We start from the raw sequence: 22953 nt of genomic DNA on the forward strand, positions 1-22953 counted from the left end.
GCCCCTGGCGTTAAGGGGCTTGTCTCATTTTTTAGCTTGCGTCTTCCGTCAGATAAAAAAGTCCTCCATTAACCACACTGAAATGAATGCATGGATAATAGCGTCTTTTAATTTCATCCATTTCCTTTCTTATGTCACTCTCCTGATCCTCTCCTTTATAAAAATGTCGCAGGAGACTTATTTCTTCCTCCATGGTTTCCAATGAACGTTCCGCCCAATCATGCTGTTGATTACGAATATAATCCTCGAGTACACGTTCGATACGTTTATATCCGCTCGACAAGGTAATCATCGGCGTCATGGTATAGCAGTAATCGGAGATGGATGCTTGTATCGTTTTGTTGCGCAATTCGTCCATCATATTCGCTTTCATCGTTCCGTTGATCAAGTGGAGCCCTATGGAGACCATTTCATCCATTTTTTGTTTTCCTTCATAACTGATTTTTACATTGGTGACCAACCATGGGAAAAGAGCGGTTTTCTGATTGGTATTTATTCGTTCAAATAGTTTTGTGTAGGTTTCATTGTCGTGTAAATGATTCAAAATCTGATGAAGACGTGGACTGCCAAAATGAATCCATTCATGTTTTCCATCGCGTTTTTCGGGATCTGTTATCAAGGTCAGTTGTTTTGGATCACCGGCATATCCCATTTTCTTGATATAATGCCAATAGAACGGACGATTCATTAACGCCCGATCCATAGCTTCCGTCAATTGAATCGTGAGCATACCTTCGTCATTATGTACAATGCTGCACTGATGGGCCGTGAAATACGATTCAAGAAAATGGTGCAAATCTTTAATGGCCATAGTGTTCCACCTCCTCGTGTATTGCGTCGTCATGTGTCTTTTGAATGATCGATGACAGATTATCCAGTTTTATTTTTGCTTCTCCGGTTGATGCGGATTCCGAAAAAATGGTTTGAATTTTGGATTCAATATCTTCAATATCTAACTCGGCCAGAATGCTGTCCAAATTGCCGATAATTTGTTCAAAAAGATTAATTTTTTCATACAGCAGTGTCATAATGTGCTCTTCCACTGTGCCACGGGTAGCCAAATTATATATGTGCACATCTCTCTCTTGACCATACCGGTGGATTCTTCCAATACGTTGTTCCAGACGCATTGGGTTCCATGGCAGATCATAATTAATTAAATGGTTGCAGAACTGAAGGTTAATGCCTTCTCCACCGGCTTCTGTGGCGATCAGCACTTGGGCATGATTTTCAAACAACTGTCGCATCCAATCTTTTTTACCTTTGTTAAAACCGCCACGGTATGGCACCGACGTGATTCCACTTTCCTTTAAATACCATTGCAAATAAAACTGTGTCGCCCGGTATTCGGTGAATACAATTACTTTTTCGCCACCGGCATTATTAATGAGATCGACCATTTTGGCTGCCTTCACATGGTGTGGAAGCTGTTCAATTTGTTCGGTGATCGGACGGATCCATTTGTCGTTTTCTTCCGTATCCATCATTTTTTGAAGGGATAGGTAACAGGCTTCTCTTGACGAACATAACTCTCGCAGCAACGTGACTTTTGAAAAGGCGGGAAGAGTTTCCACTGTGTTTTCCAATTGTTTGTAAACCCTCTGTTCATCTTCGGTAAAGTTTACCCAGACTGTTTCAATATGTCGCTTGATTTGATTAAATCGGGCGTTCTGTCGTGTGTTTCGAATCATTACTTTTTGGATGAGCTGCTTGAGATACCCGTCCTGACCAATCGTTTTCCGATCCTTGCCATATTGATTTAAAAATGTATCATAATCGCCGAGGTGTCCCGGCTTCAGGATGGATACGAGGTTAAATATTTCGGAAAGACGGTTTTGAACAGGTGTTGCTGTCAGCAGTAGGCAATACGTTTTCTTCAATTTCGTAATGAATTCGTAATTTTTTGTTTTGTTGTTTTTCAGTTTATGTGCCTCGTCCACTAATAAAAAATCATAGTCCTGCTCCAAAATGTGCTCGCGGTGCGGGGACCGTTTTGCCGTATCAATAGATGTAATGATAACGTCATACTGATCCCAAGGGTGGGTTTTCCTGAATGTCACCGCAGGGATGTAAAACTTTTCATTCAGTTCCTTGGCCCATTGGTTGACCAACGATGCCGGTACGATAATAAGGGCTTTTTTGACGAGACCACGAAGCATATATTCTTTTAAAATCAAACCTGCTTCAATCGTTTTCCCCAACCCCACTTCATCAGCCAAAATAGCACGTCCGTTCATCTCTTCCATCACTTGTTTGGCACAGGAAAGTTGATGATCCATAAATTCCATTTGCGGGAGATATTCCAGTGCTTTTAACCCATCAAATGATGGCGACATGGTTGTCAGAGCTGCCTCATAATTCATTTGGAACAGATTCCATGGGGCGAAAGGACCTTCTTGTCTCAGGGTCGTTTCCAATCCATCCACAAAATGAGGATCATATGATATATCCATCTGATTCATGTTATACTTCCTTTTTCAAAAAGTTGTGATCATCCCTATTTTTGTGAAGGGACCTATGGTATAATGCATTTAATTACATACTTGAGACGTATATTATCTAATACATAGTGTAACCAAAAAAATGCATATCATGATGCGAATGAATACAAGGGGAGAGCTTACTGTGTACAGTAACGCCGAAGGAGCAAACATATTACGTGAATCTCTCAGGCAAAAAGACTCTTGTAGGACGCGACTCTGGAGAGTGTCCGCCAATAGTATGGTGGACCACCCACGAAGCAAGCATTTTTGTTTTGACAAAAATGTACAACTTTCTGGTTGAAGGACAGAGATTTCCCCGGTGACGGGAGAAATCTCTGTTTTTTATGTAAAAACATAAATGTCTGCCGGGGAAAAGCCCATCAAGTGGGGTTTATTCATTTGATTTGTTGGAATAGTTTGTCTTTTATTTAACATGTTTATAAGGAGTGAAAGACATGAGCGCGTTAAAACAAACACCGCTTTTTCCAGAGTATGCCAAACTAGGTGGCAAAACCGTTGATTTCGGCGGATGGGAACTGCCTGTTCAATTCAGCGGCATCAAACAGGAACACCATACGACGAGAACGCAGGCCGGACTGTTTGATGTGTCGCATATGGGAGAGATTCTGATTGAAGGTCCGGACAGTGAGGCGTTTTTGCAATATGTTGTGACCAATGACATCTCCCGATTGACTCCAAACCGCGCCCAGTACACGTTTATGTGTTATGAGGATGGCGGCACAACAGATGACTTTCTCATTTACATGCTTGATGATGATCAATACCTGCTTGTTGTCAATGCGGCCAATACCCAAAAAGACTTTGAATGGCTGACCGGTCAAAAAGACAAGAGCCAGAACGTATCGATTGAAAACGTCTCAGCCGATTATGCCCAGCTTGCCCTGCAGGGACCATTGGCTGAAACCATCCTCCAAAAGCTGACGGAAACGGATTTGAGTCACATTAAATTTTTCCGCTTTGACAATCCGGTATATTTTTCGGCTATTGATGCCGAAGCCATTGTCTCGCGTACCGGCTATACGGGAGAAGATGGTTTTGAAATATATCTTGATGCAGCTAAAGCTCGTGATTTATGGAACATGATTCTTGAAGCGGGCAACGAATACGGCATAGTGCCAGCAGGCCTCGGGGCAAGGGACACGTTGCGATTTGAGGTGAATCTGCCATTATACGGCCAGGAACTTTCGGAAACAATTACACCGGTGGAAGCAGGCATGTCCTTTGCCGTTAAAGTCAATAAAGAAGCAGATTTTATCGGAAAAGACACGTTGAAAAAGCAAATAGAACAGGGGCCGGCAAGAGGATTAGTCGGAATTGAGATGATCGATAAGGGCATCCCCCGAACAGGGTATACCGTGCTGGATGGGGACAGAACAATTGGCTTTGTAACGACAGGAACTCAGTCGCCGACTTTGAAAAAAAATATCGGACTGATTCTCGTGGAAAGCACTTACACTCAACTTGGAACAGAAGTGTTTGTGCAAGTGCGCAATCGAAAATGCAAAGCTGTTGTTGTTAAAACACCGTTCTATCAACGGGATGAATAAAAGGGAGGTTTCCAAATGGAATTTCGCTATTTGCCTATGACCGAAACAGATAAGCAGGAAATGCTCGATGTTATCGGGGTCGATTCAACAGATGCACTATTTGCTGATATTCCCGAGAAAGTAAGGTTTTCCGGTGATTTAAATCTGAAAAAGCCGGCCAATGAACATTCGTTAAAAAAAGAACTCGCCGGAATGGCTGCCAAAAATGCCAATTTAAGCGAATACAGCTGTTTCCTTGGAGCCGGGGTATATGATCATGGCATCCCATCCGTTGTGGATCATGTTATTTCACGATCAGAATTTTATACAGCATATACACCATACCAGCCAGAAATGTCTCAAGGTGAACTTCAAGCCATATTTGAATTTCAGACCATGATATGCGAGCTTACCGGCATGGATGTGGCCAACTCCTCTGTATATGATGGAGGGACAGCGTTGGCTGAGGCAGTCACCTTGAGTGCCGGACAGACCAAACGAAAAAAAATCGTTGTATCAAAAACCGTTCATCCGGAGTCAAGAGACGTCATTCACACGTACGCAAAAGGGCACAATCTGAATGTTGTCGAAATTGATTATACTGGCGGACAAACGAATATCGAGCAATTGGAAAATGAAGTGGATGACCATACAGCCGGGGTTGTCGTTCAATATCCCAACTTTTTCGGTCAAATGGAACCTATGCAGGACATCAATGCCATCATTCGCCAGCAGCAAAAGACGATGTTTATCACTTCCAGTAACCCACTTGCACTGGGATACCTAACACCTCCGGGGGACTTTGGTGCGGACATTGCTGTCGGTGATACACAAGTGTTCGGAATCCCAGCGCAGTTTGGCGGACCGCATTGCGGTTATTTTGCAACAACCGATAAATTAAAACGTAAAATCCCCGGGCGTTTGGTTGGTCAAACGACGGATGAAGAGGGGGAACGTGGTTTTGTCCTCACATTGCAAGCAAGAGAACAGCACATCCGGCGTGATAAGGCAACATCCAATATTTGTTCCAACCAGGCACTGAACGCCCTTGCCAGTTCGGTCGCAATGACATCAATCGGAAAACATGGTCTTGGACACATGGCTGTTTTGAATATGCAAAAGGCTCGCTATTTAAAACGAAAATTGGAGGATATAGGACTATCAGCTGCTTTTGACGGACCATTCTTTAATGAATTGGTTGTCAAATTGCCGGAAAATGTCACCAATGTTAATGAAAAACTTTTTCAACATGGTATCATCGGTGGCTATGATCTGGAGAAGGCCTACCCGGAACTTCAGAATCATATGTTGATTGCGGTCACAGAAATCCGTACAAAAGCGGAGATAGACACGTTTGTAAATGAATTGGGGGATATTCATGGCTAATAAAGACTTTCCTTTGATTTTTGAACGCGGCCAGGAAGGAAGAACCAGTTATAGTTTACCAATGCTTGACGTACCGGAAACAGATTTGGACAGCGAATTTCAGGATGTCTATATCCGGACAGAAGCACCCGATTTGCCTGAAGTGAGTGAACTGGAGATTATGCGTCATTACACCGCGCTCTCGAATCGAAATTACGGGGTTGATTCCGGTTTTTACCCGCTTGGCTCCTGCACTATGAAATACAATCCGAAAATAAATGAGGACGTGGCAGGACTTAATGGCTTTAGTCAACTACATCCATACCAGGATCCGAAAACCGTTCAGGGAGCCATGGAAATGATGTATGATTTGCAAACGTCTCTGGCAGAGTTAACGGGCATGGATGCTGTTTCTCTACAACCGTCAGCAGGTGCACAGGGTGAATGGACCGGACTGATGATGATCAGGGCTTTCCATGAAGCTAATGGCGACTATAATCGGACAAAAGTGATTGTTCCGGATTCTGCTCATGGAACCAATCCTGCCTCCGTTGCGGTTGCCGGGTTTGATGTGGCAACTGTCCAAACAAATGAACACGGATTGGTTGATCTGGATGATTTAAAACGTGTGGTTGATGAAAAGACAGCCGCATTCATGCTTACCAATCCAAACACGCTTGGCTTGTTTGAAACAGATATTGTGGAAATGGCTGAGATTGTTCATGGTGCAGGAGGACGGTTGTATTATGACGGGGCTAATTTGAATGCCATTATGGGTTATACACGGCCGAAAGATATGGGTTTTGATGTTGTGCATTTAAATTTGCACAAAACATTCACCGGACCTCATGGCGGCGGAGGGCCGGGATCAGGCCCTGTCGGCGTGACAAGCGAACTTGCACCGTACCTGCCAAAACCACTGCTTGTCGAACAAAATGGTGAATACTTCTTTGATTATGACCGTCCGTCGTCCATAGGCCGAATTAAACCATACTATGGAAATTTTGGAATAAACCTACGGGCTTATACCTATATTCGTACCATGGGAGCTGAGGGTCTTAAAAAGGTTAGTGAGTATGCCGTTTTGAACGCAAACTACCTCATGCGTATGCTGGAAAACGAATATGCCATGCCATATCCGCAGCATTGTAAGCATGAATTTGTAATGTCGGGAAAAAATCAGAAAAAATTGGGGGTCCGGACATTGGATATAGCCAAACGCTTGCTGGATTATGGCTATCATCCACCGACGATTTATTTCCCGCTTAATGTGGAAGAGGCGATGATGACTGAACCGACGGAGACCGAATCAAAAGACATGCTGGATAGTTTCATTGATGCCATGTATACTATTTCTGAAGAGGCGAAAAATAGCCCTGAATCGGTTCAGGAAGCACCGTTCCATACATCTGTTAAACGATTGGACGAAACGACAGCAGCGCGTAAACCAATATTGCGTTATTAACCTAATACATGCGGTCTGCATCGCTTAGATCAAACAAAAAAGGACGGGATCTTGTCCCCCGTCCTTTTTTGTTTGTTTAAAACCAAACTGACTGGTTCTGCGTTTATTCGATCATTTCACTTTCCCGGTCCATTTTTTAAAACCGCCTTTTAGCTGGCTTAAATCCTGATATCCTTTTTTGTGAAGTAGCTGAGCAGCTCTGGCCGACCTTGTTCCGCTTTGACAGTAAAGATAGACCGGCTTATCTTTGCGGAGCTCTACAAGCCGCTGTTTCATCTGTGTCAACGGAATATTTCGGGCGCCGAGTATATGCCCTTTTTTAAACTCATTTGGTTCACGCACGTCGATAAGTTGCGCTTTACGGTAACCTTGTCGGAATTGATCTTCAGTCAAGGTTTTTAAAAAATTTCGTTGCCTGAAAAAGCGGAACATGATAAAAGCTAAAAGTGCAACAGCTATTATAATCAAATACTCCATAATCGATCCTCCGTCATTACCATACTTTCAAGTCCATTATAGGCTTTATTCGGTAGTTTTTCAAAGTCTTTTTTGCGTAAGGTCAGGTGCAAAAAAAAGACGAAAGATCATGAAAATGGTTTTCTTGTCGAAATAAGCTTGCTTACCCTTTTATCATCTTGATATACTTATTCTTTCATACCTTTGGCATACCTATTATCATCGTTCTTTTTTATCAATATATTGTATATATTTTTTGTTTAAACACTACATATTGTTTTTTGAGATTGGAGTATGATATGTTGAATGTAATAGCATGATAAAGCACTCATGACGAACAACCATATAAAGGAGTGATTTCATTTATGTCGACTGCTGCTGATTTTCAGCAAACCATCGATGTGCCATCACTAAATAATGATATAGAGCTATTTCCGCAAGTATATCCGGTTACCAACGATATGACCTTGACTCACGAAGGTGTTTCCAGACTCGTTATGCTGGATCGGTATGCATTTAAAGATACGGGTAAGCGGACACTGAAAGCTGGGGATTTTGTTGTTCTCACCGTTAAAGCGGATCCTAAGTTTCCGGCGCGCGGTCTGGGCTTTGTTCAATCCATCGATTGGGACAATTATAAAGCTGATATTCATGTGACCCCGGAATTTCATTCGGCTCTTGACGATGACGAAGAAGCATCCACAGGTGTTGTGCGGCGCTTTTTTGATGTGATTGATAAACCATTGGAGATTTATTATGAACAGATTGCCAAACGAAATGCAAAAGGATTGGCAGAAGTGGAAACATCGAAAAACAAACAGGACGAGTGGTTTGAAGCATTTAACCAGCAATTGAAATCCATGAATTTCATCCCTGCCGGACGCGTTCTTTATGGTGCCGGTGCGGATACGGATGTCACGTATTTCAATTGTTATGTCATGCCATATATAAAAGACTCCCGTGAAGGCATTTCGGACCATCGCAAGCAAGTCATGGAGATTATGTCCCGGGGAGGGGGTGTCGGTACGAATGGTTCCACCCTCAGACCCCGAAACACACTGGCCAGAGGGGTGAATGGCAAGTCATCCGGATCGGTATCCTGGCTCGATGATATCGCTAAATTAACACATCTCGTGGAGCAGGGCGGATCAAGACGTGGAGCCCAAATGATTATGCTTGTTGATTCTCATCCGGATATTATTGAATTTATTATTTCCAAGATGCAAAACCCGAGAATTTTGCGGTATCTTATTGAAAATACAGACGATGAGCATATTAAGAAATTGGCTCAAGAAAAGCTTAAATTTACACCGCTGACTGAAACAGAAGCCGATTTGTATCAGGGTATCGTCAATTATCGGTCCATGCCTGGGCAGGGTGGTTTCACCCAAGCGGCCATTCGTGAAGCGGAAGAGAAACTGTTGACCGGTGGAACGTATACGGTTCATAATCCTGAATTCCTCACTGGCGCCAATATTTCGGTTTGCATTACAAAAGATTTTATGGATGCCGTGGAAAATGATGAGGACCATGAACTTCGTTTTCCGGATGTTGAAAATTATACGGCCGAGGAAATGCGTGATTATAACGAACATTGGCATGACGTCGGTGATGTCCGAAAGTGGGAAGCAATGGGTTATGGTGTTCGTGTTTATCGCCGTATAAAGGCTAAGGAACTCTGGAATCTGATTAATATTTGTGCAACCTATTCAGCTGAACCGGGTATTTTCTTTATTGATAATGCCAATGAACTGACTAACGCTCAAGCCTATGGTGATCAAGTGGTAGCCACCAACCCATGTGGTGAACAACCGCTTGCACCTTATTCGGTCTGTAATCTGGCTGCGGTCAATCTGGCTGAAATGGCGGATAAACAAACGAAAACAGTGGATTTTGACAAGTTGAAACAAACAGTAAGGACTGGTGTGCGGCTTCAGGACAACGTTATTGATGCAACGCCATATTTTCTTAGAGAAAATAAAAAGCAAGCGCTTGGTGAACGGCGTGTCGGACTTGGTGTGATGGGTCTCCATGATCTCTTGATTTATTGTGAAACAAAATATGGTTCAGCGGAAGGCAACGCCCTTGCTGAAAGTATTTTTGAGGCCATTGCAACAACCGCCTATCGGGAGTCCATTGAACTGGCAAAAGAAAAAGGCAGCTTTCCGTTTCTTGTCGGTGAAACAGATAAAGAAACCGACGAATTGCGTGAAGCATTTGTCAATACAGGATACATGCAAAAAATGCCGGAGGATATTAAAGAAGCCATCCGCACCCATGGAATCCGCAATTCTCATTTGCTTACTGTTGCACCAACCGGAAGCACTGGAACTATGGCGGGTGTAAGCACCGGACTGGAACCATATTTCTCCTTTTCGTATTATAGAAGCGGCCGTTTAGGGAAATTTATCGAGGTAAAAGCGGATATTGTACAAGAGTACTTTGATGAACATCCTGAACGGGAATCGGATGAACTGCCGGAATGGTTTGTATCCGCCATGGATTTGACGCCTGAAGAACATGCGGATGCCCAATGTGTCATTCAACGTTGGGTGGATAGTTCCATTTCCAAAACGGTCAACGCGCCGAAAGGGTATACGGTTGATCAAGTGGAAAACGTATACCAGCGATTATATAACGGTGGTGCAAAAGGCGGAACGGTCTATGTTGATGGCAGCCGTGATACACAAGTACTCACATTGAAAGCTGAGGAAAAAACGACAACGGAACAAACCGAACTTTTTGACGATGAAAAGCCAAAAGTGGTTCTTATGGATACGATCCAGGAATTGGATAAAACGAATGTCACTATTGGATCCGACGTTGGTGATACGTGTCCGGTGTGCCGGAGTGGCACCATTGAAGAAATAGGCGGTTGCAACAGTTGTACGAGCTGTGGCGCTCAGTTGAAATGTGGTTTATAACGTTATAGAAAAAAGGATCGGTATAACAGCCGATCCTTTTTTCTGCATAAAAGCTTGTCTAATATGCGCCGATCATGTATGCTTTATACAGAAACAATGTTGCATAAAATAAAAAATATTCCCATGAAATGAGTGATTTAATGCCTACGCCGAGCATGGAGGATTATGTCGAACAAATTCATAATTTAATGCAATCAAAAGGATATGCCCGCGTATCCGATATAGCTGAAGCATTGGAGGTTCATCCGTCATCCGTAACGAAAATGGTGCAAAAACTAGATAAAGACGGCTATCTCAACTACGAAAAATACCGGGGCTTCATTTTAACAGCCAAAGGACAAAAATTGGGCAAACGTTTGGTTTATCGACATGAATTGCTTGAGGAATTTCTTGAGATAATCGGGGTCGACAGTGATAAAATCTATGATGATGTAGAAGGAATTGAACATCATCTTAGCTGGAACTCGATCGATCGCATTGGTGATCTCATTCAATATTTTAAAGCGGACAGTATACGAGTGGATCATCTGAGAGAAACCAATGAGGAAAGTGAAGCATAGCTATACCATCGACTAATCTGTCATGGCACCATCCATTTCCCGCACATTTTCCCATATATAAACATAGGAATAGATGAAGAGCATAAATGTTCCAAAAGAGTGGCGGGAGATGACAATATGAAAATTGATGGTGTGTTCTCCGGTGGCGGTGTCAAAGCATACGCCCTTGTCGGTGCTATAAGGCAAGTGTCCGAACATAATCACACCTTTGAACGAGTGGCTGGATCATCGGCAGGGGCCCTGATGGCTTCTCTGCTGGCATCCGGATTCAGCATTGATGAGATTGAGCAAATCGTTGAGGAACTGGATTTGCAGGAATTACTGGACCCACCGGCTTGGACTCTTTTCATTCCGTTTTCCAAATGGTTAAACCTTTATTTCCGGCTTGGTCTGTATAAAGGCAAAAAACTGGAACAATGGATTGACCATTTGCTGGCTCAAAAAGGTGTGTATACGTTCCGTGATATCAAGCCAGGTTATCTGAAAGTTGTTGTAAGTGATATTTCACTAGGGAAATTAGTAGTTATTCCGGATGATCTGCAACGTATATATGGTATGGATCCGAACCGATTTCCGATTGCTAAAGCTATTCGGATGAGTGCAGGTTTTCCATATTTTTTTATGCCGGAAAAACTTCAAGGTGATAAAAAACGAAAAAGTTTGATGGTTGATGGGGGATTGTTGAGTAATTTTCCATTATGGATATTCGAAAATGGAAGAGAACGGAAGGAACGACCGGTGTTAGGGATGAAACTGAGCGGTTATCCCGATGGATGTGAACCTCATAATATCGGGAACGGACTGGATATGTTTCATGCCTTGTTCAGCACGATGCTTGAGGCTCATGATGCTCGGTATGTTTCCAAATCGGATCAGCATCAGATTATTTTTATTCCTGTTGACCATATTCATGCAACCGAGTTTGCTTTGCCGGATGAAACCAAGAAACAATTGATAGAGACAGGAACAGAAGAAGCTCGTCTGTTTCTGAAACGGTGGCCAAATTAAAACCGGTCCAGTTTAAAAGCTGGCCCGGTTTTTTCGTTTCGACTTATTGCCATCGATGACTCTCAAGTGAGATGCGCGTTTATTCGTTTTTTTCTTTGTTGTGGGGGATTGCTGCTTGGATGTTGTATCATTTGGCTTGGGTTGTTTCTGGCTGTATTTTGATTTGGATTGTTTCACGGCCTGTTTATATTTTTTGGCGTCACTGGAAGAAGCACTGCTCTTCCGGAAAAAGATAAAGTAAACAAACGCAAAAACGACAACCGCAAGTCCAATCATGGTGAGTATACTCATCAGAAAGGAAGCAGTATTGGTGAACAGCTGTGTGATGATGCCAATAATGGCAAGACCAATAATCGCATAAACCACCAAAGAAAATTTACCGCGTATCACGTGAATTCCCCCTTTCATTAAAGCACTGCTTATTCATTGTATACCACGATTCAGCAATAAATATCAGCTGCGCCAGAAATATTATCAACAATATTTCCAATTCATTCGTCTGCTACCATTGTTGCCTGTCTGTTATAAAATATTCATTAGCTATCTAATTTCTATTTTACTAAAAAATCTTCCGGAAGACTAATTTTATTTCTTCACCGATTATTTTCAACAGGGATGATTGGATCTCTCTGCCATTGGTCACACTAAGCGTGGAGGTGTTATGAATTGGGAAATCAAGATAAACAACTGGAACAGAATAAAGAAGAGGAACCACGCTCACTGTTGTCCCGCTCACTGCTGACGGGGTTTATTGGAGGCGTGGTATTTGGGTTTTTTGGGATCGTCCTTTATTATTTCAATTTTTCGGAAGTGACACCGAGGAGCTATCTGCTGCGTTCATGGACATCCGAGGAATGGACAGAACGTTGGCATGGCTACGCATTGACGATCGTCTTAACCGGGTTGTTATCCATAGGGGTGGCGTTTATTTATTATGTCTTCTTTAAAAAAATGGAAACATTCGTAATGGGCGCTGTATATGGGTTGATATTGTGGGGAATTGTTTTTTATTTACTGCAGCCTATTTTCTCAAATGTTCCGCCTTTGGTTGACCTTAATGTGTACACGATTGTTTCGACTATCTGTTTATATATCATATATGGCACCTTTATCGGATATTCCATCTCGTATGACTACAATGATACATTGCACCAATTAAAAGCGAGTAAAGGGGAGCAAGGTTAGACATCGCCATTACCATTAGTCATCTGTCATTAGTGGTTTTTAAGCGTTACTATTATTCAAACGGTTCTGTTTATGATAAACTGTAACAGTCCACAGTTACTCAGAAATGGTAAAGGAATGAGTGCAATGAACCGCCTTTTACTTATGAATGGTCCTAATATTAATTTACTTGGAAAACGAGAAAAAGACGTTTACGGAGAGTTTACGCTGCAGACCATCGAGAAAGAACTGATAGATCTGGCACATCAATACGGGGGCGAAATGGATAGTTTTCAGTCCAATCATGAAGGTGATTTAACGGATTGCCTTCATGAAGCGAACGGTCAATATTATGGGATTTTGTTCAATCCAGCTGCTTACACTCATACGAGCATTGCCTTGCGTGATGCTATTGCGGCTATTGATACACCTGTTATTGAAGTTCATATATCCAATGTGCATGGGCGGGAAGCTTTTCGGCACCAGTCCATGCTGGCAGCTGAATGTTATGGGCAGATTGTTGGTTTTGGGAAAGACAGCTACAGACTGGCTGCATTGGCCTTTTTGGAAAAAATGGAAAGGACTGATTGAATGGGGAAAATAAACGATCTTCGTATAAAATTGGAGGAATCCGGTATTGACGCCATATTGGTGAAGAGTCCGGTGAACAGAAGATACTTGAGCGGATTTACTGGTACGGCAGGAGCGGTCATTGTCAGTCAACATGACGCGCGGCTGATCACCGATTTCCGTTACATAGAACAAGCAAACGAACAGGCAGTCGGATTTACTGTTGTGAAACAAACCAACCCGATTCATCAGGACATCGATTCTCAATTAAAACAGATGAATGTGAATCATCTCGGGTTTGAAAAAGATCATGTCACCTATTCGGATTATGAACTTTATCAGGAAACATTCATGGCTGAACTATCCGGGGTGAGTGGGTTAGTCGAAGATTTGCGTCTGATTAAAACCGAAGATGAGCTGAATGTTCTGAAACAGGCGGCTAACATTGCTGATCATGCCTTTGACCATATCCGGAATTATATTAAGCCGGGTGTTAAAGAAATCGATATTTCCAATGAACTGGAATTTTTCATGCGACAACAAGGTGCCGATTCGTCCAGTTTTGATATTATTGTAGCTTCCGGTTATCGTGGCGCCCTTCCGCACGGTGTCGCATCGGATAAAAAGATTCAATCCGGTGAACTTGTTACTATGGATTATGGTGCTTTATTCCAAGGTTATTGCTCGGATATTACGAGAACGGTTGCTGTTGGTGATATTTCAGCAGATCTGGCGGCTATTTATGACACTGTGTTGCAAGCGCAATTGCGCGGTGTTGATGGTGTGAAACCGGAGATGACCGGCAAGCAGGCCGATGCACTGACAAGGGATTATATTAATGACCAGGGGTATGGTGACTATTTTGGCCACTCCACTGGGCATGGGCTCGGTATGGAAGTGCATGAGGCCCCTGGCTTATCATTCCGTTCGGATAAGACATTGGAACCAGGCATGGTTGTGACGGTTGAACCCGGCATTTACATTCCCGATGTTGGCGGCTGCCGCATTGAAGATGACATCGTTATCACCGATTCCGGCAATGAACGTCTGACCGAAGCACCAAAAGAACGACTTCAAGTAGGTTGAAGGAGGATGTCGATATGATATCAGTGAATGATTTTAAAACGGGATTAACTATTGAAGTGGATAATGATATTTGGCAGGTTATTGATTTTCAGCATGTCAAACCAGGCAAAGGCGCTGCATTTGTCAGATCCAAACTTCGGAATTTACGGAGCGGAAATATTCAGGATAAGACGTTCCGGGCGGGTGAGAAAGTGAATCGTGCTCATATTGAAAGCAGCAAGATGCAATATCTGTATGCATCAGGCGATACGCATGCCTTTATGGATACCGACACGTATGAGCAGTTGGAACTGCAAACCAGTCAAATCGAAGACGAACTCCAGTTTATGAAGGAAAACATGGAAGTGACGGTCACCTCATATGAAGGGGAAATTATCGGTGTTGATCTTCCGAAAAACGTGGAATTAACGGTGGCTGAAACAGAGCCGGGTGTCAAAGGTGATACAGCAAGTGGTGGAACGAAGCCGGCCACCCTTGAGACGGGGTATGTTGTACAGGTCCCATTTTTCATTAATCAGGGCGATGTATTGCTCATCAGCACGTCCGAAGGCAAATACGTATCCAGAGCTTAATACTCTGTAAAGAGAACGGTCCTCAAAACAAAGGGCCGTTTTTTTTATGATGGTACAAAGTCATAATTCAAAGGAGCAGTCATATATTTGAGTAATAAGCTATTGTTAAAGCGAGGACATGCTATGGAAGAAATATTACGATTGTTTCCCGAACGAATAAGACAGGCCATCGATCATAAAGCCGCAAACCAATGGGGCTTTATTCAGGAAATACGTTTTCGGATTCAACAGCCTGTGGAACTGATTTTTGATGATCACACCGAGTGGATAGGGCACGTGCGACCGGACCGGAAAGACAGTTTATTTGTTGTGAATCAACTTAGTGAGTTTTCCTTATACCGCATGGAAGATGAACTCCGGGAAGGTTATGTAACGATTGAAGGTGGTCACCGTGTCGGACTATCAGGTAAAGTAAATACGATGCATGGACAGGTGAAAGCTATCCAGCATATTGCTTCCTTTAATATCCGGATTGCCAAACAAAAAATTGGTGCTGCCAAATCATTTATCCCATATCTGTACCGGAATCATTACGTCAATACGCTTCTGATCGGCCCGCCGCAAACAGGAAAAACGACGCTTATTCGTGATATATCTCGTCTGATCGGAACGGGATGGGGGAATGCCCGTGCTCGAAAAGTCTGCATCGTGGACGAGCGTTCGGAAATTGCCGGATCCAAAAAAGGCATTCCACAGCATGAGTTGGGCGTACGGACCGACGTTATGGATGCCTGTCCTAAAAAGGAAGGCATGATGATGATGATCCGATCGATGTCACCAGAAATTTTGATTGTTGATGAAATAGGAAGTACATCTGATGCCCAGGCGCTTATGGAGGCTGTTAATGCCGGCGTAACAGTAATCTGCACTATTCACGGAGAATCATTGATGGAATTGAAAAAACGTCCCTCACTTCAACCATTATTTGAATACGACGTCTTTGAGCGGTTTGTCTTGTTGAATAGAGATAAACGACCCGGAGATATCCATCGTATTTATAATCAAAAGGAAGAGAACCTGTTGACGAAATCGGGGGGCTTCAAAGATGAAGTGGATTGGCGCGCTTCTTTTTATCGCCACAACAACGCTGATCGGATTTGAAATCAGTCGAACATTCCATGAAAGGCCCAAACAAATACGACAAATGAAAAATGCTTTGCAAATTTTGGAGGCCGAAATTTTATACAGTCAGCTGCCTCTGCCGGAAGCTTTTGAAACGATATCTAAGCAAATACCGGAGCCCATAAGCACGTTTTTTTATAACATGCACATTTCCGTGCATGAGGCAGGGATGGACTTATATAACGTCTGGGACCGATGTGTTAATGATTTGCTGGAAACATCATCGCTGTCTGCCATTGAAGGGGAAATTATCAAGCAGTTTGGAAGAACACTCGGTCAGCATGACTTCGATCACCAGCAAAAGCAGATTCATTTAACCATCAATCATTTGGACCGGCAATTGGAAGAGGCGAGAGAAAATCAATTCAAATACGGAAAAATGGCGAAAAGCTTGGGCGTATTGTGTGGTTTATTTGTCGTGTTGCTGTTGATTTAGATGGGAAAGGAGCACACTTAATGTCTATTGATGCATCCATACTATTTCAAATTGCTGGCATAGGGATAATTGTTGCATTTATTCACACCATTTTGAAACAAATGGGAAAAGAAGACATGGCCCATTTTGCAACCGTTGTAGGTTTTGTCATTGTCATGGTCATGGTTGTTCAACAACTGGCAGACCTGTTTCAGCAGATAAAATCGGTATTCCTTTTCCAGGGGTAGTGCGTAATGGATATCATACAAATTGTCATCATTGGTATCATTGCGAGCATTCTTTATATAATCCTGAAAGATATTAATGCGTCCTACGCTTTTTTATTGGTCGTTATTACCGGAATTATGATTTTTCTTGTTGTCATTAAGGAAATCGGAGCGATTTTTCGGCTGATTGAATCGCTCGGTACGAAAGCAAACGTTGATGGAATGTATATGAAGACCATTCTAAAAATCATTGGCATTGCCTACATTGCTGAGCTTGGGGCAAATTTGACCAAGGATGCCGGGCTTGCTTCTGTGGCAGCAAAAATTGAAATGGCTGGAAAAATATTTATTCTGCTGTTGGCTATACCGATCATCAGTGCGCTGGCCGAAGCAATTATGCGCTTTGTCTCATCCGTATAGGCGTTGTCCGGAAAAGAGGTGATGTGCTCTGTGAAACAGACGAAATGGGCGATAAGTGTCTTGTTTATTTTGTTGGTATTCCTGATTGGACAACCAGTTTCAGCCGAAAAGAATCAGAGTGAAAAAAAGCCCTCTGAGATGGAGGATACACTGTTAAACGATATTTCTCTTGATGGAATTCGGTCGTTCTGGAACACGCTTGAACATGAGTATGGCGGCTATGTCCCCGAACTAGAAAAGACAAGCATTTATGAGTTCATTAAGCAGGATGGTTCGTTTTCCATTAAAAGTATATTATGGGGCTTTGTTGAGTTTTTGCTGCACGAGCTTTTTTTGAACGGAAAGCTCCTCGGCAAATTGTTAATACTAACGTTGTTTTCTGTTATTTTACAAACCATTCATACAGCTTTTGAACAAACTACTGTCAGTAAAATAGCGTACTATATTGTCTATATTGTTTTGATTTTCCTCGCGTTGAACAGTTTTTACGTAGTTGTTTCTTATGCCAGTGATGCCGTTAATACCATGAGTAGTTTCATGATAGCCCTTCTTCCTTTGATGTTAAGCATTATGGCAACGCTTGGAAATGTCGTGACGGTGGCTTTTTTTCAGCCAGTTATTGTATCGCTTATTCATTTGAGCGGGGTTCTCGTATCAAAGTTTATACTGCCTTTATTGTTTTTATCCGCCTTGTTGCTGATTGTCAGCACGTTAAATGATAACTACAGCGTATCCAAACTCGCGAATTTGATGAAACAGGTTGCCATGGGCACACTCGGCATTTTTTTAACGATCTTTGTCGGTGTCATGTCTGTTCAGGGAGCAACCAGTGCTGTACAGGATGGCGTGGCGATGAAAACGACCAAATTTATTACTGGAAACTTTATCCCCGTTGTCGGTCGAGCGTTTACTGATGCAGCTGATACGATTTTAAGCGCTTCACTACTTTTGAAAAATGCTGTTGGTATGGCTGGTGTGCTCATTATAGTTTTTATTGCTATATTCCCGGCAATCAAAATTTTTGCCATCGCACTTATCTATAAACTGGCGGCGGCTATATTGCAGCCCGTCGGGGATGGGCCGGTCATTTCCATTATGGATACGATCAGCAAGTATATAGTGTTTATTCTCGCATCGTTACTGGTTGTAACATTCATGTTTTTCCTTGCCATCGTTATCTTGGTGGCCGCAAGCAATATAACCATTCTGCTGCGTTAGGGGGCGTAACAATGGGCGCTTTGGTTGATTGGGTTACACAGATTATCCTGTTTTTACTGTTAGCATCTGTGGTCGACCTTATGATTCCGGCAACATCGATGAAGAAATACATCAAATTGATTGTTGGGCTGATCTTGATTCTTATTTTTTTGAAACCTGTATTCTATTTGTTTGATATGGACGTTAAACGTGCCCTGCAAGCCTCTTATACGGAAATGATGAATGAACAGCCGGAAAAAAAAGATCTTGAAAACACGATGGAAATGAAAAAAAGTGAAATACAAACCTCTCAGCGTGCATATATTGGTAAACAAATGGCTGTCCAATTAAAACAATTGGCGAATGAGCCCCTTGAGAAAAATTATGAGCAGCAAATTGCGTCTATTGACCCTCAATTTGCGAAAGAGGTGGATGATACGGATGAAGCCATGAAAAAGAAAATTGAACACATAACGGTTTATCTGAAAAAACCACAAACAGAAGAAGAGGAAGGGGAAGGGGGAGTCGCAGTTGTTGAAAATGTTGTCATAGATGGGGATAAACCGGAATCAGATGAAAACGGCATCGACACGAATGGAATTAAGAATTTATTACACGATGTATGGGGCATAGACAAGGAAAAAATGACCATCGCAAGGGAGGGAGAGCCATCGTGAAGAAATACTTGCAAAAGCTTCTCGGAATGTCAGGGGGCACAGGCAAACCTTCCAAAAAAGCCGGATATATCCTTGTTATTGGTTTAATTGGACTGCTGCTGCTTATTGTAGGAAATGTATTTTCCTCAACATCAAAACAAGACCCGTCCATTAGTGAAGAAATTCCGGGAGAGGTGAAAGAGGAGTCCACGGATGAAACAATGCTGGACAAGTCCAAGTCGTCCAGTTCCGGCGTCAAAGAAATTGAAACAAATTATGAGGAGGATCTCCGTGAACTGCTGAATAAGATACAAGGTGTTTCAGAGGCCGAAGTCATGGTCAATTTGAACTCCAGCAAGGTCAAGGTTTACGAAAAAAATCTGATCAAAAGTCAGCAATCAACCGAGGAAACAGATACAAACGGCGGTGAGAGAGATATAGAAGAAAATTCTGAGGAAACAGAAACTGTTCTGGTGCGACAAGGAGATAAAGAAGTGCCGCTCCTTATCCAGACAAAAAAGCCGGATGTCAGGGGGGTGTTTGTTGTTGCGAAGGGAGTTGATCATAAAAGTGTTGAAAAATGGGTGATGGAAGCTGTTTCCCGGGTGCTCGGTGTACCTGCACATAGAGTATCGGTAATGCCAAAAAATTAGGAGGGTGTAACGATGTTAAAAAAACAAACGGTATGGCTTTTAACAATGCTGAGTTTAATGATTGTGTTGAGTGTCTACTATATGACCTCCCCAAGCAGTGGCGATCTCGCTTACTTGCCTGAAGACGATGATTCCGCGGAGGAAACAGCCTCCGATGCGTCAGAAAATGATGACACAGACAAAAACGATAGTGGCGCCAATGTTGATGACATCTCCAACCTGGAAGAAAATCAGCTTTTCACATCGATTCGTATGGAAATCCGGGAAGAGCGCAGTGCGGCTAAAGAGCGGCTGGATGACGTCGTTGCTTCGAGTTCCGCAAGTATGGACGAGAAAAACGAGGCAAAAAACAAAATAAATAGGATGGAGGAAATATCCAGAAAAGAAAAAATGCTTGAACAATCAATTATTGCCTCTGCTGACTACAACGATGTGCTTGTACGTCATGAAGACGACCAAGTTTTCGTTCACGTAAAAGATAAAGAAAACCTTTCCAATTCTGAAGTGGTCAATATGATGCAAATGGTTCGCGATGAATTCGGAAACATTGAAGTGAAGGTGGATAATCAAGCAATGAATAAATGATGGCATGAATGATAACCGGGTGTATACAGACGCCCGGTTATTTTAATGAGAACAGGGACAAGAGACCGATTTGCCCAGATGTCCATAATTGTCTATTATCATACCGAAAGTCGTTCCGTTCTGGTTGCAGTATGGAATAAAGTTATCGTAAAATGTTAAGAGAAGTTAACAGTATCTATTATCAAACTGTTGTAAACGAAAGGGTGCCAGTAATGCTGAAGATACAAGAATTGCGTGAATTAATAAAAATCGTTGACGAGTCGGCCATTGACGAATTTTCTTATGAAGAAGAAGGAACCTCCGTTACCCTGAAAAAATCTGGTAACGGGACAACTGTTCCAACGGAGCCTACATCACCGGTGGAATACCGTGCTGAACCGATCAAACAGACCGCGCCTGAAACAGATGCTATGTCGGAAGAGCGTCCGGTAAAAGAACAATCGGATGCAGACAATAAGACGGATGATTCTGACCATGAAATTGTTTCTCCCATGGTGGGAACGTTTTATGCGTCACCGAATCCGGAAAGCGATTCTTACGTAACAACCGGTTCCGAGGTTAAAAACGATACCGTTGTCTGCATTGTAGAGGCAATGAAACTGTTTAATGAAATTGAAGCAGAAACAACAGGTGACATTACAGAAATTCTTGCAGAAGATGGTGAGTTGGTTGAATATGGACAACCGCTATTTCGAGTGAAGAAAAAGTAAGGGGATGTTTCGGGTGATCAATAAACTTCTGATTGCAAATAGGGGCGAAATTGCGGTGCGGATAATCCGCGCATGTCAAGAGATGGGCATTTCGACAGTAGCGGTCTATTCGGAGGCGGATAAAGACGCACTTCACGTGCAAATGGCAGATGACGCCTACTGTATAGGCCCCGCACTGAGCAAAGAGAGCTACTTGAATTTCACAAACATCATGAGTGTTGCCACATTGACCGAAGTTGATGCCATTCATCCCGGTTATGGTTTTTTGGCAGAAAACGCTGATTTTGCTGAGATATGTAAGGCATGCAATATTACGTTTGTGGGCCCTGCTGCGGAGTCCATTCAAAAAATGGGTGTGAAAGATGTGGCTCGTGAAACGATGAAAAAGGCAGGTGTTCCGACTGTACCCGGCTCGGAAGGGATTATTGAAAATGAGGAAGAGGCGATCAGACTTGCCGGGGAAATCGGGTATCCGGTTATTATCAAAGCGACTGCAGGTGGTGGCGGAAAGGGCATCCGTGTTGCCAAAAACCAGGATGAGTTAATAAAAGGCATTCGTGTGACCCAGGAAGAAGCTGAAAAATCGTTCGGTAATCCTGGCGTCTATTTGGAAAAATTCATCGAGGATTTCCGTCATGTGGAAATACAGGTTCTGGCCGACAAATATGGCCATGTTCTACACTTGGGTGAACGCGATTGTACCATCCAACGACGGTTGCAAAAATTAATTGAGGAAGCACCCTCACCAGCCATAACACCGGAGACTCGTGAAAAAATGGGCGAAGCAGCTGTAAAAGCCGCCAAAGCGGTTGATTATGTCGGTGCCGGCACCATCGAATTTATTTTTGACAGAAAAACCGCGGATTTTTATTTTATGGAAATGAATACACGAATACAGGTTGAACATCCGGTAACTGAAATCATCACCGGTATTGATTTGATTAAAGAACAGATAAACGTCGCAAACAATGAACCGTTGCCATTTCAACAGAACGATATTAACGTTAGTGGGTGGGCCGTGGAATGCCGTATCAACGCGGAGGATCCGTTTAAAGATTTCATGCCATCACCCGGGAATATAACGATGTACCTTGCTCCCGGTGGTCCCGGTGTCCGCAATGACTCAGCAGCATATCCGGGTTATCGCATTCCCCCGTTTTACGATTCCATGGTTGCGAAACTTATTGCGTACGGAGAAAATCGTGAAGAAGCTATCCAAAGAATGAAACGTGCACTCGATGAATTTGTTGTTGAAGGGGTTCACACAACGATTGCTTTCCACCGGGAAATTATGGATCATCCCGTTTTTGTGGATGGCGACTTCAACACCAATTTTCTGCAAGATAATCCCATACTGAAAAAGGATGATGGAGACTATGAGTGAACAGCCTTTGTTAAACGTCAGTGACGATGAAAGTTTGGGAACGGTCGAGATTGCACCGGAAGTGATTGAAGTCATAACAGGTATTGCTGCGTCTGAGGTGAAAGGTGTCTCGGAAATGCGCGGCAATTTTGCAACCGGTGTTGTGGAGCGATTCGGAAAAAAATCACATGGTAAAGGCGTTAAGGTAGACCTTACGGAAAATGGCATTTTGATTGATTTATTCGTGGTTCTGAATTTCGGTGTGTCCATCCCAAAAACAGCACAGGAATTGCAGGAAAATATTCGACACACATTAAAAACAATGACGGCGCTGGAAATGGATGAGATTAATGTTCACGTCGTTGGTATCCAAATGGAGAACACAAACGAGGGTGAATGAGTTCA

Annotated in this window: 25 protein-coding genes and 1 riboswitch; of the genes, 21 read left to right on the forward strand and 4 right to left on the reverse strand. The window is 42.8% G+C overall.

The genetic code is table 11. The features are described from left to right. Window positions 1-31 precede the first annotated feature (31 nt). Window positions 32-811 (reverse strand): YqhG family protein, encoded by a 780-nt coding sequence (locus tag ABDZ72_RS10630; RefSeq protein ID WP_343752880.1) that lies wholly within the window; start codon window positions 809-811, stop codon window positions 32-34. Then, entirely contained in the window at window positions 801-2462 is a 1662-nt protein-coding gene (locus tag ABDZ72_RS10635; protein ID WP_343752883.1) for a DEAD/DEAH box helicase, read from the reverse strand. The genes ABDZ72_RS10630 and ABDZ72_RS10635 overlap by 11 nt, the downstream gene beginning before the upstream one ends. A gap of 139 nt (window positions 2463-2601) precedes the next feature. Further along, window positions 2602-2694: riboswitch (glycine riboswitch) on the forward strand. A gap of 244 nt (window positions 2695-2938) precedes the next feature. On the opposite strand from ABDZ72_RS10635, the gene gcvT reads away from it, so the two are divergent. From gcvT to gcvPB, 3 genes are read left to right on the forward strand one after another with little or no spacing between them, the layout of a single operon-like run. Beyond that, the gene (gcvT, locus tag ABDZ72_RS10640) at window positions 2939-4051 is read left to right on the forward strand and encodes a glycine cleavage system aminomethyltransferase GcvT (RefSeq protein ID WP_343752885.1); all 1113 of its coding nucleotides are present in this window, start codon (window positions 2939-2941) and stop codon (window positions 4049-4051) included. 15 nt (window positions 4052-4066) lie between these two features. Then, window positions 4067-5416: an aminomethyl-transferring glycine dehydrogenase subunit GcvPA gene (gene gcvPA, locus ABDZ72_RS10645; RefSeq protein ID WP_343752887.1), complete on the forward strand. Its 1350-nt coding sequence runs from the start codon at window positions 4067-4069 to the stop codon at window positions 5414-5416. After that, window positions 5409-6860, forward strand: a complete 1452-nt coding sequence (gene gcvPB, locus ABDZ72_RS10650) for an aminomethyl-transferring glycine dehydrogenase subunit GcvPB (RefSeq protein WP_343752889.1) — start codon at window positions 5409-5411, stop codon at window positions 6858-6860. The genes gcvPA and gcvPB overlap by 8 nt, the downstream gene beginning before the upstream one ends. A gap of 111 nt (window positions 6861-6971) precedes the next feature. On the opposite strand, the gene ABDZ72_RS10655 is transcribed toward gcvPB, so the two are convergent. Next, on the reverse strand, window positions 6972-7337 hold the full coding sequence (locus tag ABDZ72_RS10655) for a rhodanese-like domain-containing protein (RefSeq protein ID WP_343752891.1): 366 nt from the start codon (window positions 7335-7337) through the stop codon (window positions 6972-6974). 344 nt (window positions 7338-7681) lie between these two features. Here ABDZ72_RS10655 and ABDZ72_RS10660 point away from each other — a divergent pair, with 344 nt between their 5' ends. The 3 genes from ABDZ72_RS10660 to ABDZ72_RS10670 all read left to right on the forward strand — a co-directional run bounded on the left by ABDZ72_RS10660 (window position 7682) and on the right by ABDZ72_RS10670 (window position 11808). Beyond that, the gene (locus tag ABDZ72_RS10660) at window positions 7682-10240 is read left to right on the forward strand and encodes a vitamin B12-dependent ribonucleotide reductase (protein WP_343752893.1); all 2559 of its coding nucleotides are present in this window, start codon (window positions 7682-7684) and stop codon (window positions 10238-10240) included. A 140-nt stretch (window positions 10241-10380) separates the two neighbouring features. Continuing rightward, a complete protein-coding gene (gene mntR, locus ABDZ72_RS10665; protein WP_343752896.1) occupies window positions 10381-10800 on the forward strand; it encodes a transcriptional regulator MntR in 420 nt (139 codons plus the stop codon). Between the two features lie 117 nt (window positions 10801-10917). Then, window positions 10918-11808 carry a patatin-like phospholipase family protein gene (locus ABDZ72_RS10670; RefSeq protein WP_343752898.1) on the forward strand — a complete coding sequence of 297 codons (891 nt, stop codon included), beginning with the start codon at window positions 10918-10920 and terminating at the stop codon, window positions 11806-11808. Between the two features lie 12 nt (window positions 11809-11820). On the opposite strand, the gene ABDZ72_RS10675 is transcribed toward ABDZ72_RS10670, so the two are convergent. Further along, window positions 11821-12198, reverse strand: coding sequence for an SA1362 family protein (locus ABDZ72_RS10675; RefSeq protein WP_343752900.1), 378 nt, complete (start codon window positions 12196-12198; stop codon window positions 11821-11823). A gap of 276 nt (window positions 12199-12474) precedes the next feature. Here ABDZ72_RS10675 and ABDZ72_RS10680 point away from each other — a divergent pair, with 276 nt between their 5' ends. From ABDZ72_RS10680 to ABDZ72_RS10750, 15 genes are all read left to right on the forward strand, one after another. Next, on the forward strand, window positions 12475-12993 hold the full coding sequence (locus ABDZ72_RS10680; RefSeq protein ID WP_343752902.1) for a YqhR family membrane protein: 519 nt from the start codon (window positions 12475-12477) through the stop codon (window positions 12991-12993). 126 nt (window positions 12994-13119) lie between these two features. Then, window positions 13120-13563, forward strand: a complete 444-nt coding sequence (gene aroQ / locus ABDZ72_RS10685; protein ID WP_343752904.1) for a type II 3-dehydroquinate dehydratase — start codon at window positions 13120-13122, stop codon at window positions 13561-13563. Beyond that, the gene (locus ABDZ72_RS10690) at window positions 13564-14628 is read left to right on the forward strand and encodes a M24 family metallopeptidase (protein WP_343752906.1); all 1065 of its coding nucleotides are present in this window, start codon (window positions 13564-13566) and stop codon (window positions 14626-14628) included. A 14-nt stretch (window positions 14629-14642) separates the two neighbouring features. Beyond that, on the forward strand, window positions 14643-15200 hold the full coding sequence (efp, locus tag ABDZ72_RS10695) for an elongation factor P (protein WP_343752908.1): 558 nt from the start codon (window positions 14643-14645) through the stop codon (window positions 15198-15200). Between the two features lie 123 nt (window positions 15201-15323). After that, window positions 15324-16301, forward strand: coding sequence for a stage III sporulation protein AA (gene spoIIIAA / locus ABDZ72_RS10700; protein WP_343752910.1), 978 nt, complete (start codon window positions 15324-15326; stop codon window positions 16299-16301). After that, window positions 16246-16758 carry a stage III sporulation protein SpoIIIAB gene (spoIIIAB, locus tag ABDZ72_RS10705; protein ID WP_343752912.1) on the forward strand — a complete coding sequence of 171 codons (513 nt, stop codon included), beginning with the start codon at window positions 16246-16248 and terminating at the stop codon, window positions 16756-16758. The genes spoIIIAA and spoIIIAB overlap by 56 nt, the downstream gene beginning before the upstream one ends. A gap of 20 nt (window positions 16759-16778) precedes the next feature. Continuing rightward, complete coding sequence (gene spoIIIAC / locus ABDZ72_RS10710; RefSeq protein ID WP_343752914.1) at window positions 16779-16985, forward strand: stage III sporulation protein AC; 207 nt, start codon at window positions 16779-16781, stop codon at window positions 16983-16985. A gap of 6 nt (window positions 16986-16991) precedes the next feature. After that, complete coding sequence (gene spoIIIAD, locus ABDZ72_RS10715) at window positions 16992-17384, forward strand: stage III sporulation protein AD (RefSeq protein WP_343752916.1); 393 nt, start codon at window positions 16992-16994, stop codon at window positions 17382-17384. A gap of 21 nt (window positions 17385-17405) precedes the next feature. Continuing rightward, entirely contained in the window at window positions 17406-18602 is a 1197-nt protein-coding gene (gene spoIIIAE, locus ABDZ72_RS10720) for a stage III sporulation protein AE (protein WP_343752919.1), read from the forward strand. An 11-nt stretch (window positions 18603-18613) separates the two neighbouring features. Then, window positions 18614-19258 (forward strand): stage III sporulation protein AF, encoded by a 645-nt coding sequence (gene spoIIIAF, locus ABDZ72_RS10725; protein ID WP_343752921.1) that lies wholly within the window; start codon window positions 18614-18616, stop codon window positions 19256-19258. Beyond that, window positions 19255-19890, forward strand: coding sequence for a stage III sporulation protein AG (gene spoIIIAG / locus ABDZ72_RS10730; protein WP_343752923.1), 636 nt, complete (start codon window positions 19255-19257; stop codon window positions 19888-19890). The genes spoIIIAF and spoIIIAG overlap by 4 nt, the downstream gene beginning before the upstream one ends. 12 nt (window positions 19891-19902) lie before the next feature. Next, window positions 19903-20475, forward strand: a complete 573-nt coding sequence (locus ABDZ72_RS10735) for a SpoIIIAH-like family protein (RefSeq protein ID WP_343752925.1) — start codon at window positions 19903-19905, stop codon at window positions 20473-20475. Between the two features lie 212 nt (window positions 20476-20687). Then, window positions 20688-21185 (forward strand): acetyl-CoA carboxylase biotin carboxyl carrier protein, encoded by a 498-nt coding sequence (accB, locus tag ABDZ72_RS10740; RefSeq protein WP_343752927.1) that lies wholly within the window; start codon window positions 20688-20690, stop codon window positions 21183-21185. 13 nt (window positions 21186-21198) lie between these two features. Next, window positions 21199-22569 carry an acetyl-CoA carboxylase biotin carboxylase subunit gene (gene accC, locus ABDZ72_RS10745; RefSeq protein ID WP_343752929.1) on the forward strand — a complete coding sequence of 457 codons (1371 nt, stop codon included), beginning with the start codon at window positions 21199-21201 and terminating at the stop codon, window positions 22567-22569. Then, window positions 22562-22948, forward strand: coding sequence for an Asp23/Gls24 family envelope stress response protein (locus ABDZ72_RS10750; RefSeq protein ID WP_343752931.1), 387 nt, complete (start codon window positions 22562-22564; stop codon window positions 22946-22948). The genes accC and ABDZ72_RS10750 overlap by 8 nt, the downstream gene beginning before the upstream one ends. Window positions 22949-22953 lie beyond the last annotated feature (5 nt).

Source organism: Lentibacillus halophilus (assembly GCF_039522485.1).
Lineage (GTDB): Bacteria > Bacillota > Bacilli > Bacillales > Amphibacillaceae > Lentibacillus > Lentibacillus halophilus.